Origin of the sequence: Flavobacterium sp. IMCC34518, assembly GCF_027111095.2 — a bacterium.
GTDB lineage: Bacteria > Bacteroidota > Bacteroidia > Flavobacteriales > Flavobacteriaceae > Flavobacterium > Flavobacterium praedii.
Genome location: NZ_CP114284.2, coordinates 2,163,917 through 2,182,360, shown reverse-complemented (window position 1 = coordinate 2,182,360; position 18,444 = coordinate 2,163,917). Strand labels below are relative to the sequence as shown.

Sequence of the window (18,444 nt, the reverse complement as noted above, 5' to 3'; positions counted from 1 at the left end):
CTTATTCAAATACTATTTTAAAACCTCTTTTCGAAATTGAAAAAGATACTACCAATATTCTCCTATATTTTTCATCCGATTTTTATTCCGGTGCAAGCTAGTTTTTTCTATTTTTTATTCCATATTACCGAATACAAAATAGAACAAATTGCTACTTTTCTTTTGCAAATAGCAATAGTCACAATCTTGATCCCAATGGCATTGTTTCTTGTATTGCGCTATACCGAAAGAGTAGACTCTATTATGATTGCAAATTTGGATCAACGCAAAATTCCCTTGGTTTTTCAAAGTTTTTTAATCATTCTATTGTTACGAAAAAGCATCACATTAGAACAATTCCCTGAATTACATTTCTTTTTTTTAGGTGCTTTATTTAGTACTTTATTTGCCCTAGGATTATTATTTATAAAAAGCAAAGCCAGTCTCCACATGCTAGGTATTTCTGCATTAACCGTTTTTATTTTTGGTATGAATATACACTTACAATTGGGCAATATTTATTTAGTGCCAATTATGCTTTTAATGAATGGTTTTGTAGCCTCATCGCGTTTGGTTATGCACGCACATACTCCAAATGAATTGATGATTGGTTTATTCGTAGGGAGTATTCCTCAATTAGCCTTTTTATTTCTTTGGTTATAAAATATAGAACACAATCCCAATACTTAGGATATCCATTTTTATAGGGACTGAATCAATTTGCGCTGAAGGTTTAAAAAGGTTGTTCAAACCGTAATATACCTGTAAATTAAAGGAGCTATATCCTATCGAAAGATACACTCCATAAAGGAATTCTTCAAAATCTTTATTATTTTTGATTACTATTTTTTGAATACTATCATCAAATACAGACTTATCAGATAACAAATAACTAAATTTAAAGCCTCCATAAATTCTAAAAAAAGTAAACTCTTCGGGTGTCGAAGTTCGCCATCTAAATTCAATAGGAACTTCAACTCGCCATTTTTCAAACCTATTCTTACTGTAATCCACATTAGACGGAATCACACCATAAATTGGATTTTTTCCACTTCCAACAATAGCCATATTTTGAATATAATTATCAAATGAAAAACCAATTCCAGGAGCAATTGCCAAAGTTCTACTTTTATTTAAAGGCATATCTCTAAGAAATCCAGCAGAAAAACCAAAAGATATTTTATTTTGAGAAACACCAACTGGTTTTGTAATTATTGAATTGTAATTAATCCCAGCATAAAATTGATCTTCCCTGTAAAGACTATCAATTTTAACATGCAGTGTATCTATAGAAAAAGGCACTTCTTGTGACAACCCTTTAAAAACGGATAAAAAAAGAAAACATCCAAGAAATATTCGCATCATTCTTTTGAAAGTTAAATTAAAAACAAACTATTTTACAGCAAACTTAATACTATTACTTAACACCCAGATTTCGCATAGAAATTTACTATATCTGAATTCTAATGCTGAACATGAATTAAAATTACACTTACAAATATACCAATTTGATAGTTTGCTATTACTTTTTAAAAGCAAATTAAAAACCACAAAAAAACCCTTCAATCATAAACATTAAGAAAGAAGGGATTTGGTTTTAAATACGATTACATTTACTGCATCGAAACAATTATAAATTCGCTTCGTCTGTTGGCTTGGTGTTCTTCTTCGGAACATTTTACACCATCGGCACATGGATTGACCAATTGAGATTCTCCATATCCTTTCCCGATTAATCGTGCTGAATTAATGCCGTTTTTAACCAACCAAGCCACTGTAGCTTTGGCTCTTCTATCGGATAATTTCTCGTTGTAAGCAGCGGTTTGGCGGCTATCGGTATGCGAACGCACTTCGATTTTCATCGCTGGGTATTGCTGCATAACGGTCAATACTTTGGCCAACTCGTAACTGGCATCCTTACGAATGTATGACTTGTCCAAATCAAAATAAATCATCGGAATGTCTAAGGTTTTGGCCAAATCTGTTCCTACGGTTATTGGCTTGATTCTTCGCTCCAACTCCATCGAGTAGTCTTTGCTTCCGCTGAAACTTTTTGATCTAACTGATCCTTCTTTGGTTTGATAGTCCTCTTTCTCGGCTCTTACATAATATTTTTTACTGCAATCTACTGCAAAACTATACCTGCCTTGAGCATCGGTTTGGGCAACTTGCAACGGTTTGAAATTGGAATCAAATAAACTCATCTTTGCATTCGACACTATTTCTTTGGTTTCTTGATCTGTTATCAAGCCCGAAAGCATTTGATCACAAATCAATTTTTTGTACTCCACAAATCGGTAAATATCATCGTATCCTTTTCCACCTTCTCTATTGGATGTGAAAAATCCATTGCGCTTTTTATTGATTAAAAACGCAAAATCATCTTGATTACTATTTATCGGTTCCCCAACGTTTTGAATGCCATAAAAACTATCATCTACCTCTTTTCTGGCCACAAAAATATCCAATCCCCCTAAACCTGGGCGGCCATCACTGGCAAAAAACAATTCATTTTCTTCCGATACAAACGGAAAGGTTTCTCGGCCTTCGGTATTGATTTCCGGCCCTAGATTCTCTGGAGTTCCATATGTACCATCTTGGTTGATTTTAACGCTAAACAAATCCGACTGGCCTAATGTCCCAGGCATATCCGAGGCAAAATACAGGGTTTTTTCGTCTTGGCTTAATGCAGGGTGAGCCACACTGTATTCATTGCTGTTAAATGGCAATTCTGTTACATTGCTCCACTCGCCTTCTGTATCCAATGTGGCTTTGTAGAGTTTTAATAAAGTGTTTTTACTCGAATCTCTTCCTCTTTTGCCTTCTAGGTAGTTGTTTCGTGTAAAATACATGGTTTTGCCGTCTTGGGTAAATATCGGAGTTGATTCATTGAACTTCGAATTGATAGTACGTACAAATCGTTCCGGAATTCCCATCTCACCATCGGGTTTCATCTCTGATGCATACAAATTGGTAAAGGATTTGTTGGTCCATTTGAATACTTTCTTGGAAACACCTCCAGTATCTCTTGCGGAAGCAAATACTAATTTATCGCCTAAAAAGGAACTCCCATAATCTGAAAATGCCGAATTAACTCCTGCATCCACTACTTGAAAACGTCCCGAATTGGCCTTGATTTCCTCTAGATAATTTTTATTCTCTTTGAATAATATCCCTCTTTTATCGTTACCACTTTTTAAATTAAACTGTTCCAACATTTGATCCGACTTTTTGTAATCTCCTGTTGATTTTAAGGTCTGTGAGTAGCGGTAATAATATTCGGCCTCTTGATTGGGATACAATGTAAATAGTTGCTCATACCATTTTGATGCTTGTGGCAATTCGGCTTTAAAATAATAGGCGTTCCCTAATTTTTGAAACATCTTTTCGTCTTGGTATCCTTTGGCTGCCACTTTCTCATAATTGACTATGGCATCGACATAAGCATAACGATCGTAATTGACATCCGCTTTGGCAACTGTTTTTTTTTGGGCGTACCCTGAGGTCAACAAAAGCAATATAAAAAGGCTATATAGTGTAGTTTTAATTTTCATAGGTGTGGTTTTAAAAGAATCTTGGGGAGATAATTTTGTCAAACTTGTTAAACAATTCGTATCGCAAAAAGATTTCGTGGGAACCCGAATTGTATTGTGCCAATTCTGTTGTGTCAAAATCATAACTGTATCCTATAAACCATGAATCGCTGGCTTGGAAGCCCACCATGGCGCTCATCGCAGCACTCCATCTGTAGGCTAATCCCGCTACGAATTTTTCGTTCATCATGAAATTGGCGCTCACGTCCACCTGAAGTGGTGCTCCTTGTACGTATTTGCTTTGCAACGAGGGTTTGAATTTTAGACTTGGATTTAAATCAAATACGTATCCTGCTATCAGGTAATAATTGATTTTCTCGGTGGCAATATGGCTGCTTGAACTCGAGGTGGCCGTCCCATCAAAATGTACCGTTTCGATTAAATTGGGCGCTGACAATCCTAAATAACCATTATCCGAATGCAAGTAAAATCCAACTCCAATATTGGGCGAAAATTTATTGTCGATATTCTCTTCAAAAATAGCATCGCCTGGATTTTGTTTCAGTTTTGTAAAATCAACGTTTAATAAATTTGCGCTACCTTTTATTCCAAATGACATTTTATATTTATAATTTACAGGGATAGTGTATGAGAAATCAACGGCTATATTGTTCTCATCCGATGGCCCTATTTGATCGTTTACAAATGACAATCCCAAGCCTACTTTACTATCATTTATTGGTGTATTGATCGAAAAGGTGTTCGTCACCGGTGCGCCATCTATTCCTACCCATTGATTGCGGTGTAATGCAAAAATACTCATGGCTTGTCGAGATCCTGCATAACCTGGATTCACGACTATTGTATTGTACATGTATTGGGTGTATTGTGCATCTTGTTGGGCAAAGCCTACAAAGGATAAAAGCATTAATACCAACCCTATTATTTTCGTTTTCATGTGTGTGTTTTTTTTAAGCTTAGGGACTTATCCAACTATTTTCTGTTCAAATACAAATATCCTGATTTCTCAAATGCATTATTGGCACTGTCTCTGTATTTCAGTATATAAAAATAGGTTCCTACGGGTAATTCTGATGATTTCTCTATGGTTACTCGACCTTCGGAAACTCCTTTAAAAGCCCTATCTTCATTATTGTAATGCTCGCGTTCGAATACTAAAACACCCCAACGGTTGAAGATCTCTATCGAATTCTCCGGATAACATTCTAAGCCTTTTACATAAAACTTGTCATTGATCCCTGCCGAACCATCAGGTGACACTGCATTGAAGACTTCTATTGCACAGCCCGAAACACTCAGTACCGTTGGATTATCATCCACCAAATTCAACTCGTCCGATTTATCTTCTACTACTTTTCCGCTTGGTGCTGTACCATAAACAGTAGCTTGATTTGAAATACTTCCTAAATTAATATCTGATTGCTTAATAAAATACAAGCCCGAGAAATGTGTCGTACTGACTTCTCCTATGGCCAATGTTAATGGAGATCCTGACATGATAACTCCTGGTAATGGATCACTAATAATTACATTACTCAATGGTGTATTACCTGTATTGGTTATTTCAAAACTGTAGGTAATGGTTTCCCCTGGCTGTGCATATCCATCGTTGTTCTCATCCCTGAATTTCGCCGTTTTCACTAAAGCAATACTAGGCCTTTCTACTACAATAGTGATCGTGGCTTGACTGCAATTGCTAGGATTGGCTTTCTCACAAATGCTGTAATTTAAGCTATAGCTACCCCCTGGTGTATTGCCCAACACATTCAACAGCCCATCTGTTCCTATTGTGAAATTTGGACTTGGTGTCAATGTGATACTTACATCTGAAGCCTTAGCCGGCAATCCATTGATTGTGTCATTTGACAATACATTGAGAACTCCTGTTAATGCTTGAGTTCCATCTACTGTTCCTGCATCGTCATTGACCGCTAGAATATCGGCATAGGTTTTACAACTGATTCCAAAATCTAAATTCAAATTAACTTTTACTGATTCTGTAAACTGAGCGTACAAAATAGTATTGGTGGTTAAACCACAGTCAACATAACTTTTTGATTTTTCTGTACGCGCTTGTTTTAGTGTTCCGCTTGGCAATACTTTAACCAATCCAGAAGCTGACATCGCCTCAGAAGCTTGTTCAAAATTAGCTTCTTTTATAAACTCAATTTTATATTCTCCATAAGCTCCTTGTGGCGCTCTTGTTCTCCAATAGCCTTCAACTCCCATCGTTACGCTTCTGGAGAATCCATTAGGACCCGTTACAAATATATTAGGAACATTTGTGGTTCCATTACCAAATCCGGCTGCGTTCAATTCTCCCGCATTTTGGATCCCTTTATAACTTCCATCGCCATTAAAATCAATCCATTCCCATTTACTGAAATCAATTACGCCATTTGCATCTGGTATGTTTTTAGTCACAAGACCATCGTTATTGGCATCGTACCACTCATCTTGCACTCCATTGTTGTTTAAATCGTACCATACAAAATCACCTAAAACTAATAAATCAGTTTTATTATATCCAAAATCAATCTTTTGATATTTACAATCTTCTACTTTTAATATCAAGAAACTTGGTGTTGTATTATACAACTCTTGGGCCGCATTCAAATTCGCGTCTTGAACCTGGATTACATAATCCCCTGGTATCATTCCTGTAAATGAATAGCTGCCATCTGCTTTGGTAATACTCAACAAAATTGGACCGGTAGTTGTATTAATTGGCTTCAAAGTCACCGGAACATTCCCTAAGGGGGTATTAGTAAGCTCATTTTTAATTAAACCCGATATAGCTGTTGATAAACCACAACCAACTGTTACTGTAACTATAGCCGTATCACAATTATTTAGGTTTAATTTATCACAAATGGAATATGTCATTGTATATGTCCCAGACGGTGTAAAGGCTGCCATTTCAACTGTCCCATCTGATTTTAATGTCATAAAGCCCGTTGGATCAGCTGTGACTGTCGATATTAGTACATTGCTCAAAGTAGCTTTGGCCAAATCTACAGCATCATTATCCAATACATTTAATACCTCTTGAACTGAATTGCTGCTCAATAAAGATCCAGATAAATCATCAGCTGCAAATATAACCGGTGGGGCAGGTGAAATAAAGACTACCTCTAATGTAATTGTAGCTGAAGTTGCATCAACAGCGCCATTATTATCTGTTGCAGTAAATTTAAATGTATCATTTCCTGTGAAACTTCCGCTTGGATCGTAGGCCAACAAAGCAACTTCTGCTGATGTCAACACTTGATTTAACGTTACTGCCGTTCCTGATAAAGCTAAAGTTCCGTTTGTTGGTAAGCTTAAAACTGTGTAAGTGGCTATTGTTCCGTCAGCATCTGCAGCTACCAAAATATGGATAGCTGTTGGTCCAGCATTAGCTGATATATTAGTGTTAATATCATCAACCGCAACAGGCGCATCATTGACAGCTGTCACAGTAACAACGACATCGGCTGTATCGGTCAAAACACCATCGGTTAAAGTATACGTAATCGTTGGAACAACTCCATTGTAATTAGCAACGGGTACAAATGTAAGACTTCCATCAGCCAATATCGTAAGGCTTCCAACACTAGGAATCGTTACTGCTGATCCTACGGTTTGTAAGCCTGCAATTCCGGCAATTGTATATTCTTTTACTTCTAAAGTTGCTGAATCGATATCACTATCTAATCCTGCTGTTGCATCAGTGTCCGTGATCACATTGCCTGTAATGGAAACCGCATCTTCTAGCCCACTGTAAGTATTGTTTTGTGCAATTGGCGCATCATTTACTGCTGTTACTGTAATTGTCAAAGTAGCTGTATTGGATACTAATCCTAAATTATCATTTACAGTGTAATTAATTGCAGTGGCTGTTCCGTTAAAGTTTAATACTGGGGTAAAAGTGACTACTCCTGTAGCAGCTACACTGTAGGTTCCTTCCCCTGTTACAGTGAATGTCGGTTGAATTCCTGCTGTAGCTGGGTCTAAATCAACTGTCGCTACATCAATGATTCCGTCAACATCGGTATCTAATCCTGCAGCATTGGTTGCTACATTGATTGTTACTGGAGTATCTTCGGTTGTTGTGGCGGTATCGTTATTGGCTATTGGCGCATCGTTTTCTGCTGTTACTGTAATTGTCAAAGTAGCCGTATTGGATACTAATCCTAAATTATCATTTACAGTGTAATTAATTGCAGTGGCTGTTCCGTTAAAGTTTAATACTGGGGTAAAAGTGACTACTCCTGTAGCAGCTACACTGTAGGTTCCTTCGCCTGTTACCGTGAATGTCGGTTGAATTCCTGCTGTAGCTGGGTCTAAATCAACTGTCGCTACATCAATGGTTCCGTCAACATCGGTATCTAATCCTGCAACATTGGTTGCTACATTGATTGTTACTGGAGTATCTTCGGTTGTTGTGACGGTATCGTTATTGGCTATTGGCGCATCATTTACTGCTGTTACTGTAATCGTCAAAGTAGCTGTATTGGATACTAATCCTAAATTATCATTTACAGTGTAATTAATTGCAGTGGCTGTTCCGTTAAAGTTTAATACTGGGGTAAAAGTGACTACTCCTGTAGCAGCTACACTGTAGGTTCCTTCCCCTGTTACGGTGAATGTCGGTTGAATTCCTGCTGTAGCTGGGTCTAAATCAACTGTCGCTACATCAATGGTTCCGTCAACATCGGTATCTAATCCTGAAACATTGGTTGCTACATTGATTGTTACTGGAGTATCTTCGGTTGTTGTGGCGGTATCGTTATTGGCTATTGGCGCATCGTTTTCTGCTGTTACTGTAATTGTCAAAGTAGCCGTATTGGATACTAATCCTAAATTATCATTTACAGTGTAATTAATTGCAGTGGCTGTTCCGTTAAAGTTTAATACTGGAGTAAAAGTGACTACTCCTGTAGCAGCTACACTGTAGGTTCCTTCCCCTGTTACAGTGAATGTCGGTTGAATTCCTGCTGTAGCTGGGTCTAAATCAACTGTCGCTACATCAATGGTCCCGTCAACATCGGTATCTAATCCTGCAACATTGGTTGCTACATTGATTGTTACTGGAGTATCTTCGGTTGTAGTGGCGGTATCGTTATTGGCTATTGGTGCATCGTTTTCTGCTGTTACTGTAATTGTCAAAGTAGCTGTATTGGATACTAATCCTAAATTATCATTTACAGTGTAATTAATTGCAGTGGCTGTTCCGTTAAAGTTTAATACTGGGGTAAAAGTGACTACTCCTGTAGCAGCTACACTGTAGGTTCCTTCCCCTGTTACGGTGAATGTCGGTTGAATTCCTGCTGTAGCTGGGTCTAAATCAACTGTCGCTACATCAATGGTCCCGTCAACATCGGTATCTAATCCTGCAACATTGGTTGCTACATTGATTGTTACTGGAGTATCTTCGGTTGTAGTGGCGGTATCGTTATTGGCTATTGGTGCATCGTTTTCTGCTGTTACTGTAATTGTCAAAGTAGCTGTATTGGATACTAATCCTAAATTATCATTTACAGTGTAATTAATTGCAGTGGCTGTTCCGTTAAAGTTTAATACTGGGGTAAAAGTGACTACTCCTGTAGCAGCTACACTGTAGGTTCCTTCCCCTGTTACGGTGAATGTCGGTTGAATTCCTGCTGTAGCTGGGTCTAAATCAACTGTCGCTACATCAATGGTTCCGTCAACATCGGTATCTAATCCTGAAACATTGGTTGCTACATTGATTGTTACTGGAGTATCTTCGGTTGTTGTGGCGGTATCGTTATTGGCTATTGGCGCATCGTTTTCTGCTGTTACTGTAATTGTCAAAGTAGCCGTATTGGATACTAATCCTAAATTATCATTTACAGTGTAATTAATTGCAGTGGCTGTTCCGTTAAAGTTTAATACTGGAGTAAAAGTGACTACTCCTGTAGCAGCTACACTGTAGGTTCCTTCCCCTGTTACAGTGAATGTCGGTTGAATTCCTGCTGTAGCTGGGTCTAAATCAACTGTCGCTACATCAATGGTCCCGTCAACATCGGTATCTAATCCTGCAACATTGGTTGCTACATTGATTGTTACTGGAGTATCTTCGGTTGTAGTGGCGGTATCGTTATTGGCTATTGGTGCATCGTTTTCTGCTGTTACTGTAATTGTCAAAGTAGCTGTATTGGATACTAATCCTAAATTATCATTTACAGTGTAATTAATTGCAGTGGCTGTTCCGTTAAAGTTTAATATTGGGGTAAAAGTGATTACTCCTGTAGCAGCTACACTGTAGGTTCCTTCCCCTGTTACCGTGAATGTCGGTTGAATTCCTGCTGTAGCTGGGTCTAAATCAACTGTCGCTACATCAATGGTCCCGTCAACATCGGTATCTAATCCTGCAACATTGGTTGCTACATTGATTGTTACTGGAGTATCTTCGGTTGTTGTGACGGTATCGTTATTGGCTATTGGCGCATCATTTACTGCTGTTACTGTAATAACAACATCGGCAGTATCGGTTAAAACGCCATCGGTTAAAGTATACGTAATCGTTGGAACCGTTCCATTATAATTAGCAACGGGTGCGAACGTTAAACTTCCATCTGTCAATATCGTAAGGCTTCCAACACTTGGAATCGTTACTGCCGATCCTACGGATTGTGTGCCAGTGATTCCAGCGATAGTATATTCTTTTACTTCTAAAATTGTTGAATCGATATCGCCATCCAATCCTGCTACTATATCATTGTCTGTAATGACATTTCCTGTTATAGAAACGGCATCTTCTAGCCCACTGTAAGCATTGTTTTGTGCAATTGGCGCATCGTTCATACCTGTAATCGTAATATCAATAATAGCAACATCTGTAAATGTACCATCAGACATAGTATAATTGAAGTAATCATGTGCGGTTGCTCCTGCTGCTAATGCTTGGGCATTGTTCGCAACATAAGTATAGCTTCCGTTTGTATTTAGAATAAGATCACCATAAGTTCCTGTCAAAGTTGAACCAAGGATTCCTGCTGTACCTGAACCTTCTGTATTTCCTAATCGAACTGCTGTGACTATTTTTGTTGCTCCTGCATCAACATCAGTATCATTACCCAATACGCCACTTGTTGCAACGGTTAATGTTGCATCTTCATTAACACTTGCTGTATCATTTAAGGCTACTGGCGCATCATTAACCGCATTAACAACAAATGTTATTAAAGCAGTATCACATAAAGGTGTTGGAGAGGTTACATCACATAATCGATACGTTAAAGTAGCTGTCCCATTAAAATTAGTAGCAGGATCAAAAGTTACAAAACCTGTTGCATTATCAAATGTCCAATCTCCTTGCGTATTGGTTACTGAAGTTTCAATTCCAGGAGTAGTTGTATCAAAATCAACCGTAAATCTACCTACAGCATTAAAAGGAGCAGTTGGATTACCGTCACCATCAGTATCATTTGCAATAATATTAAATGTTCCATTGGCTCCATCTTCTGTTAAAGGAAAACCGCTTCTATCATCATTAACAGCATCTGGAGTATCATTTACGGAATTCACTACAAATGTAATTATAGCGTCATCACATGCACTTGTTGGATCACATAACCTGTAAGTTAGTGTAGCTGTACCATTATAATTATTGGCTGGGTTAAAAGTTACAAAACCTGTTGCATTATTAAATGTCCATACCCCCTGAGCATTAGGAACTGAAGTATCAATTCCACTTTTAGACGTATCAAAATCAACCGTAAATCTACCTACGGCATTGAAAGGAGAAGTTGGATTACCATCACCATCAATATCATTTGCAATAATATTAAATGTTCCATCCGCTCCATCTTCTGTTAAGGCGAAACCACTTCTATCATCATCAATTGCAATAGGAGGAGAATTTAAGATGGTTAGATTAGCCGAACTACTTATTAAACCACAAACATAATTACTTTGAGTAACCAAAACTCTATAATCATAATCTTTCATTGATAAGGTTATACCAGTCAATTTTAAACTTGCTGTTTGCGAATCAGAATAAATGCCGCCATCTACAATAGTTGACCAAGTCATTCCTCCATCTGTACTTTGCTGCCATTGATAAAGGGTCGTAGCCGAACCTCCTGAGGCAGATGCTGAAAAAGTTACAGTACCTCCAACAACTGAAGATTGATTGGTTGGATTTACAACTGAACTTAAAACCCCAGACGAAATAGCACCAGAATAGGCTCCAGAGTAAGGAGCAGCTACAACAGTTCCATCAATTTTAACAACTGGAATACCTGAACCATATTGACCATTATCTGTTCCTGTTTGATTTCCATCGGCATTGATTAATCCATAATATTCATTAGCATCTGAACAACCGTCATTATCGGAGTCTAGATCAAACTGATTAATAATACCATCTAAATCTAAATCGTACCGATCATCAACACTGTCAGTATTTGTATCTACAAAACCAGATGAATTAGAATCCTTATAATTTGGAATACCATCTGAATTCGAATCTATAAAAGGGTCAATTAAAATACCATATTCAACAGTATCCAAAATCCCATCATTATCATCATCTAAATCAACGGAATCAACAACACGATCGCCATCTTTATCACCAGGAATAATAGGAAAAGGAATTACTGACTTTGTATTATTAGACGTATTAGGATCCCCTAAGTTATTTGCGGTAATAGTTGCTGTGTTGGAATAAAGACCTGTAGCCAAAACAGTAGCTATCATGGTCATACTAACTGTTGCTCCATTGGTTAAAGCTCCAATTGTCCATACACCAGTTCCAGAATCATAAGTCCCAACCGAAGGAGTTGCTGCAACAAAAGTATATCCCGAAGGCAATACATCGGTTACTGCTACACCTGTCGTATCAAAACTACCATTATTTTTAACCGAAATGGTAAAGGTGACATTATCACCAATATTTGGATTTAACGAACTAACCGTTTTGTTTATTTCTAAATCGGTTTGGCAAATGGTAGCATTCAAATTTATTGCAATACCCACAATTGAACCTACATTACCACTAGTCGCTCCATTGGCCAAAAATTCGGTCATAGCAGTAGAACTCGTTCTACCGTTTACACCTCCAAGAATGGTTTTGACTGAAGCATCTTTTATAGCATTAACAGAGATTACTCCACCTCCACCTCCACCACCTGGACCTTCAGACTCGCCATTAGTTATTAATTGATTTCCTCCGTTACCTCCGTTTGCATTTATAGTAAGCGTATTTGCGATAGAATTGGCTTGAACCAAAACAGTACCACCTCCACCTCCACCACCAGGTGCGTCATTATGTCCTGAAACAGTATTAAAACCATTTTGTCCATTAGATTGAATGGTTCCTGTTCCAGAAATGGCATTAGAAACAACCAAGAAAACAACTCCACCTCCATCACCACCATCGGCATTTGCTCCATTATTTCCATCTCCGGCTCCGGCTCCACCACCAAAGAAAATCTGACTTTGCATCCCTGCAGAAACAATAGGTCTACCACCTAATCCTCCTACCGCATCTCTATTATCCCCTCCCCAGCTTGTACCTGAATTTAAAACATTTGCCGCAGGGACACCTGCCGAAATAAAACCAGCGGGATACGATGGTCCAATTAAACAAGCATCTTGACTTGACGAAGCGAAAGAATACCCACCACTACCTCCTCCGGATGAATTGGTTAAAGCATTCCCGTTGGCGATATAATTGGGATCTAATGTCCATGCTCCAGGAGTACCACAAGTCCCTCCAAAATCATTCATAACACCTGCTCCTCTAAACCAATTGGCTAAAACTCCACCATTAGATCCTCCACCACCACCTGCATTGTGTGAATTACCTCCACCACCTCCATTGGCTGCAGATCCTCTACCATATCTTCCGTTTATCAAATCATAATCGGTACGATAACCCGCTATACTTTCTCCTTTTTCGGCAGATAAAGCAGGGTTATTAGTTACAAATTGTGTATTAAAACCAGTACCTTGTCCAGCTGAACTATTCTCAATAGTACCTCCTCTAAATCCTGCATCATTGGCATTAATGGAACCATTATTAACTATAGTATTAGCCAAAACACCTACAAAACCGCCTCTTCTTCGTTCTAAAGAAGAAGGATCTCCTAAAACAACGCCATTCTGTTTACTAAAAGAAGGTTCCCCCCATGGAATAGCGACTACCGATGATACTGTATTAACGGTTAAGGTAGTATATTGTGGAATTCGAATAACTTGTACATAACGAGCCGCAAAATAGGAAAGCTTTACCGCACAATTTAATGTAATAGTATTGCCAGTTACACTTTCTACATAAGCCAATTCATAGCTTCCTGCACCGTTATAATTGGTTACAGAACCATAGTTCATTATATCTGTTTTATCAATAATAGCACCCTGAGCTTGATAAATCATGATCAGATCCCCTTTGGTCAAGGCATTTGAAGCAAATCCAGTAGCACTAGTAGTAAATCCAGATGGCAAATAACTTATTCCATCTCTATTAAGATCATTGATATCTGTAACAGTAATGGTTGTGGCTCCAACAGTAACATCAACTAAAACTCTAGAATATCGATTTAAAACCGTATTTGATGAATTAATGGTTAATGATCCATCTTTACCAGATTGGGAGAAAGAAAAAGAAATAAGAAACAAAAATAAAAGCACAGAAAAAATCGCTTTTTTCTTAAAAAAAGTAGTTTTATGCATAGGTTTGTGGTATTTAACAGGGGTAAAAAAATTTAAAAACTAAAATTTCATCTAATCATTATGAATTCATAAGAAAAGAAATTATAATAATTTTTAAACGCGGACAAAAGTAGCAAACAACTTACTCATTAAGATCTATTTGTCGTTTAAGGGCAATTTTCAACTATAAAAAACAACATTTTCAATTAATAGTAAGAGATATTGTATTTAAATATAGCCTTTTAAGGTGTTTTGAAATGTAAATATGAAGTATAATTTTTACAATAAAATAAATGTTGTGTAAAAAATTGCTGGAGGGTATGAAAAAGTACTTTTTAAAAATGCTTAATTTTTTAAATAAACATTATTTTAACAAGCCACATGAAATACTACTTATGAAATGTTTTTATAAAAAATATAAAATTGTTTGTAATACTGCACGAACAAAATAGTATCGAAATTGTATTTATTTGTTAACTCTTTATTTTCATTAACAATTCCAACAAATTCATTAAAAGAGATATTATCACAATTTTCTTTTACAATTAAACTTGTTTCTTGTCTTGTTGAGAAATCAATATTACTATCCCCTTTTTCACAATACAAACATTTATATTCCTCAGAAAAATCTACACAGTTCGTTGTATTAATTATTGATTGAGCATGTGAAAAATTAACAAATAGAATAAAAAACAGGAGAGCTATAGGATTTGCATAAGCAAACCTTAATAAAGTAGATTTATGCATATTCTTTGGTGGTTAAGTTTATTTGTCTTTGGAGTAACAAACATAACATAAAATTTAAATAAAAGCACAATAAAAATAGACCGAAATACACTTATATCGATGAAATACACATATAGGTACTTTTACTCGCTATTTTTACTACAAAAAAACATAGCAAATGAAAATTTAAATTTAAAAAAAACGTATTCTGCTTTAAGAAGCAAAATACGTTTAAATCTGCAGAGAGGAAGGGATTCGAACCCTCGATACAGTTACCCATATACTAGCTTTCCAGGCTAGCTCCTTCAACCACTCGGACACCTCTCTATTTTATTTTGGTGTGCAAAGAACACTAAAAAAAATGAATTTTGAAAGTAAAAAATCAATATTATTGCATTTCTCCTCTTAATGAAGTTTCGAAAACAGTTTTAAACTCATTCTGAGGTATATTTTGTCCCAATAAATACATTAATTTGGTAATTGCTGCTTCTGTAGTTATGTCTTTTCCGGAAATAATCCCAAGATTTTTCATAGTGGTACTTGTTTCGTATTGCCCCATACTCACACTACCAATAGCACATTGAGTCACATTTATTACATGTAAACCTCTTGCAATTGCTTTTTGCAATAAGAATAAAAACCAATCTTCTGTAGGTGCGTTTCCAGCACCGTAGGTTTCAAGAATGATTCCTTTTAAGCTTTTTATATTCAAAACTGCAGAAAGAACTACTTCACTAATTCCCGGAAACATTTTTATAATAGCAACATTGTTATCCAAATGGGTGTGCACTTTAAAAGCAGCCTCTGGTTTTGTACTTAAAAACAAATCTGAATTAATTTTTAAATGTACTCCAGACTCGACTAAAAAGGGATAATTAGGAGCAATAAAAGCCCTAAAATGTTCTGCATTTATTTTGGTTGTTCTATTACCTCTGTATAATTTATATTCAAAATAAAGACAAACTTCTTGAATTATTGGCTTTCCGTTTTCTTGTAAAGCTGCAATTTGAATGGCTGTAATTAAATTCTCTTTAGCATCTGTCCGCAAATCTCCAATAGGCAATTGAGAGCCTGTAAAAATAACTGGTTTAGAAAGATTTTCGAGCATAAAACTCAATGCAGAAGCGGAATATGACATCGTATCGGAACCGTGCAGTACTACAAAACCATCAAAATTATAATAATTTTTTTCTATAGTACGAGCCATTTCAGCCCAATGCTCAGGATTCATATTTGAGGAATCAATTGGTTGATCAAAAGAAAAAGTTTCGATTTCACAATCCAATAATTTCAACTCGGGAATATTATGAAGGAGTTTACTAAAATTAAAAGCTTTTAAAGCACCCGTTTCAAAATCCTTGCGCATACCAATGGTTCCACCGGTATAAATCAAAAGAATCTTCGATTTAGAAAACATCGGTGTATTTTAACTTATTGACAACAGGATTTGCATACATATCCAAAAAACCTTGTTTTGCAACAGGATGTTCATGATCAATACGCAGCTCTAAACGTCGTTCAAATAACAATTTTTCGTTTTCGGTATACAAATGAGCAAATCGATTCGAATTGTTTAAAATGTCGTAAGCAATAAAATTAGTCGTCCATAATTTGTAATTTGTCAAAATGGAATCGTCAATTACTTGTGCCAATGCTTGTACCTGCTTATTAGTAGTATCTACATTTTTAATAATATCATCAATTTCGGTATCGAGAACGTCCCCAATATGTATATGTATCCTTTTCTTTTGGCCGATAATCCCACTCAATAAAGTTTTAAAATCTTCATTTTTTTCCTTAATATAAACTTCATTGTTTGCTTCGGCTAACAACTGAGGCATTTTCAAAGCATCTGTAGGATCATATTCATATGAAATAGAAACAGGGACAATTTTAATCTTCTTGAAATAGTCCATAATATTAGGCTCGTCAGATCCCATGGCTATCATTTTCAAAACACCTGGATTGGTTGCGTCATTCCCATCTTTAGTTCTTCCTTCCCGTTGCGCGATCCAAACCGAACGGTTTTCATGCAACATTAACTGTGCCATATAATCCGAAAGTAATTTAGAACTCACCAGCAATTCCCTTGGCGTTAAACCTCTTTGAACTAAAAAATTCCTATTTAATTTCGATAAAATTTTTAAAAATGATTTTTTAACCAAATTGTCACCAATGGCCGATGAAGTCATATCCAAACCATGCTCAAACAAACAAGCATTTAATAACGTAGTATCAAGAACAATATCACGATGATTCGAAATATAAAGGTAAGCGGTGTTTTTTTCTAATTTTTCGAAACCTGAGGTAGTTAAACCTTCAGAGCTTTTTTCCAATACTTGTTGAACCCCGTAATAAATAAAATTGCATTGAAAATCACGAATAGAATGTGTTTTACGAAGCTGTTCTTTCCATATTTCATCATCTTGGCCCGGAAAACAAAAGTTCATCAAAGCTTTCATCATCGGATGATCAATAACTTTTATTATCCCATCGTTTATTTCAGAGTCATAAAAAGATCGAATTGCGTCAAATTTATTCATTTTGGATTTCAATTTAGTTGGACAAAAGAACAAAAAAAATATTAAAGTTAAGAAGAATCGAAGTTAAAAACCGAATATTTGAATAGAATTACCCGTTGTTATCCTTGCAATATCGTTTACCGAAAGACCATAAATTTGTGCTAATTTATCGGCAACATTAATTAAGTAACTGCTTTCGTTGCGTTTGCCGCGATACGGAATTGGAGCTAAATAAGGAGAATCTGTTTCAAGAACAATATGCTTCAAATCGATTTGATGCAAAAATTGATCTATTTTTCCATTTTTAAAAGTAACTACTCCTCCTATTCCCAACTTCATATTATAGGATATCGCTTGCAAAGCCTGTGCATACGTACCCGAAAAACAATGGAAGATTCCAAATAATTCAGGAGATTTTTCCTCTTCTAAAATTTCAAAGATTTCATCGAATGCCTCGCGACAATGGATAATAATTGGTAATTTATATTTTTTTGCCAACTGAATTTGCTTTCTAAAAACTATTTGTTGCTCAACCAAATGTGTTTTATCCCAATACAAATCAATTCCTATTTCACCAATAGCGACAAACTTCCTTTTGGCTAATTCAGCTTCAACATGTTGCAATTCCTCCAGATAATTATCTTTTACATAAGTAGGATGCAAACCCATCATTAAGAACACATTGTTAGGATAATCCTGTTCTAAATCATACATGCTTTGGGTACAGGAAGAGTCAATTGCAGGTACAAAAAAACGACTAACTCCATTGTCAATGGCGCGTTGCATCATTTCGCTTCGATCTTGATCAAATTCCTCTGAATATAAATGGGTATGAGTATCGGTAAGTATTGCTTTTGTTTCCAAGTTTAAAATTTAATGCTGCAAAATTACTCGAAAAAACGGGCTTTACCAAAAAAGGAATTCCACAAAGATTATTTCACAAAAATTCACAAAGAAAATAAAAGACACGCAAAGACTTATAAAAAAGCATGCATAAAAAG

General features: G+C 36.3%; 8 protein-coding genes and 1 tRNA gene. 1 reads left to right on the top strand and 8 read right to left on the bottom strand.

Translation table 11 applies throughout. The annotated features are described in order from the left end of the window. Positions 1-36: 36 nt before the first annotated feature. On the top strand, positions 37-642 hold the full coding sequence (locus OZP06_RS09215; protein ID WP_281323630.1) for a hypothetical protein: 606 nt from the start codon (positions 37-39) through the stop codon (positions 640-642). Here OZP06_RS09215 and OZP06_RS09210 read toward each other — a convergent pair. The 8 genes from OZP06_RS09210 to OZP06_RS09175 form a co-directional block, all read right to left on the bottom strand. Then, entirely contained in the window at positions 637-1,344 is a 708-nt protein-coding gene (locus tag OZP06_RS09210) for a porin family protein (RefSeq protein ID WP_281238128.1), read from the bottom strand. The two genes, OZP06_RS09215 and OZP06_RS09210, sit on opposite strands and share 6 nt — an antisense overlap. Positions 1,345-1,592: 248 nt before the next feature. Then, positions 1,593-3,533, bottom strand: a complete 1,941-nt coding sequence (locus OZP06_RS09205) for an OmpA family protein (protein ID WP_281323629.1) — start codon at positions 3,531-3,533, stop codon at positions 1,593-1,595. Positions 3,534-3,543: 10 nt separating this feature from the next. Then, entirely contained in the window at positions 3,544-4,470 is a 927-nt protein-coding gene (locus OZP06_RS09200) for a type IX secretion system membrane protein PorP/SprF (RefSeq protein ID WP_269221603.1), read from the bottom strand. A 35-nt stretch (positions 4,471-4,505) separates the two neighbouring features. Beyond that, complete coding sequence (locus tag OZP06_RS09195; protein ID WP_269221602.1) at positions 4,506-14,216, bottom strand: Ig-like domain-containing protein; 9,711 nt, start codon at positions 14,214-14,216, stop codon at positions 4,506-4,508. Between the two features lie 945 nt (positions 14,217-15,161). Then, positions 15,162-15,248: transfer RNA gene (locus OZP06_RS09190), tRNA-Ser, on the bottom strand. 61 nt (positions 15,249-15,309) lie between these two features. Next, a complete protein-coding gene (locus OZP06_RS09185; RefSeq protein ID WP_281323628.1) occupies positions 15,310-16,338 on the bottom strand; it encodes an asparaginase in 1,029 nt (342 codons plus the stop codon). After that, complete coding sequence (locus OZP06_RS09180; RefSeq protein ID WP_281323627.1) at positions 16,328-17,464, bottom strand: 1-acyl-sn-glycerol-3-phosphate acyltransferase; 1,137 nt, start codon at positions 17,462-17,464, stop codon at positions 16,328-16,330. Before OZP06_RS09180 ends, OZP06_RS09185 begins: the two co-directional genes overlap by 11 nt. A 63-nt stretch (positions 17,465-17,527) precedes the next feature. Next, entirely contained in the window at positions 17,528-18,307 is a 780-nt protein-coding gene (locus OZP06_RS09175) for a TatD family hydrolase (RefSeq protein WP_269221601.1), read from the bottom strand. Positions 18,308-18,444 lie beyond the last annotated feature (137 nt).

Excerpts from the sequence above, each read along its gene's own strand:
- OZP06_RS09210 (WP_281238128.1), bottom strand. The coding sequence starts at position 1,344 with ATGATGCGAATATTTCTTGGATGTTTTCTTTTTTTATCCGTTTTTAAA.
- OZP06_RS09205 (WP_281323629.1), bottom strand. The coding sequence starts at position 3,533 with ATGAAAATTAAAACTACACTATATAGCCTTTTTATATTGCTTTTGTTG.
- OZP06_RS09200 (WP_269221603.1), bottom strand. The coding sequence starts at position 4,470 with ATGAAAACGAAAATAATAGGGTTGGTATTAATGCTTTTATCCTTTGTA.
- OZP06_RS09195 (WP_269221602.1), bottom strand. The coding sequence starts at position 14,216 with ATGCATAAAACTACTTTTTTTAAGAAAAAAGCGATTTTTTCTGTGCTT.
- OZP06_RS09185 (WP_281323628.1), bottom strand. The coding sequence starts at position 16,338 with ATGTTTTCTAAATCGAAGATTCTTTTGATTTATACCGGTGGAACCATT.
- OZP06_RS09180 (WP_281323627.1), bottom strand. The coding sequence starts at position 17,464 with ATGAATAAATTTGACGCAATTCGATCTTTTTATGACTCTGAAATAAAC.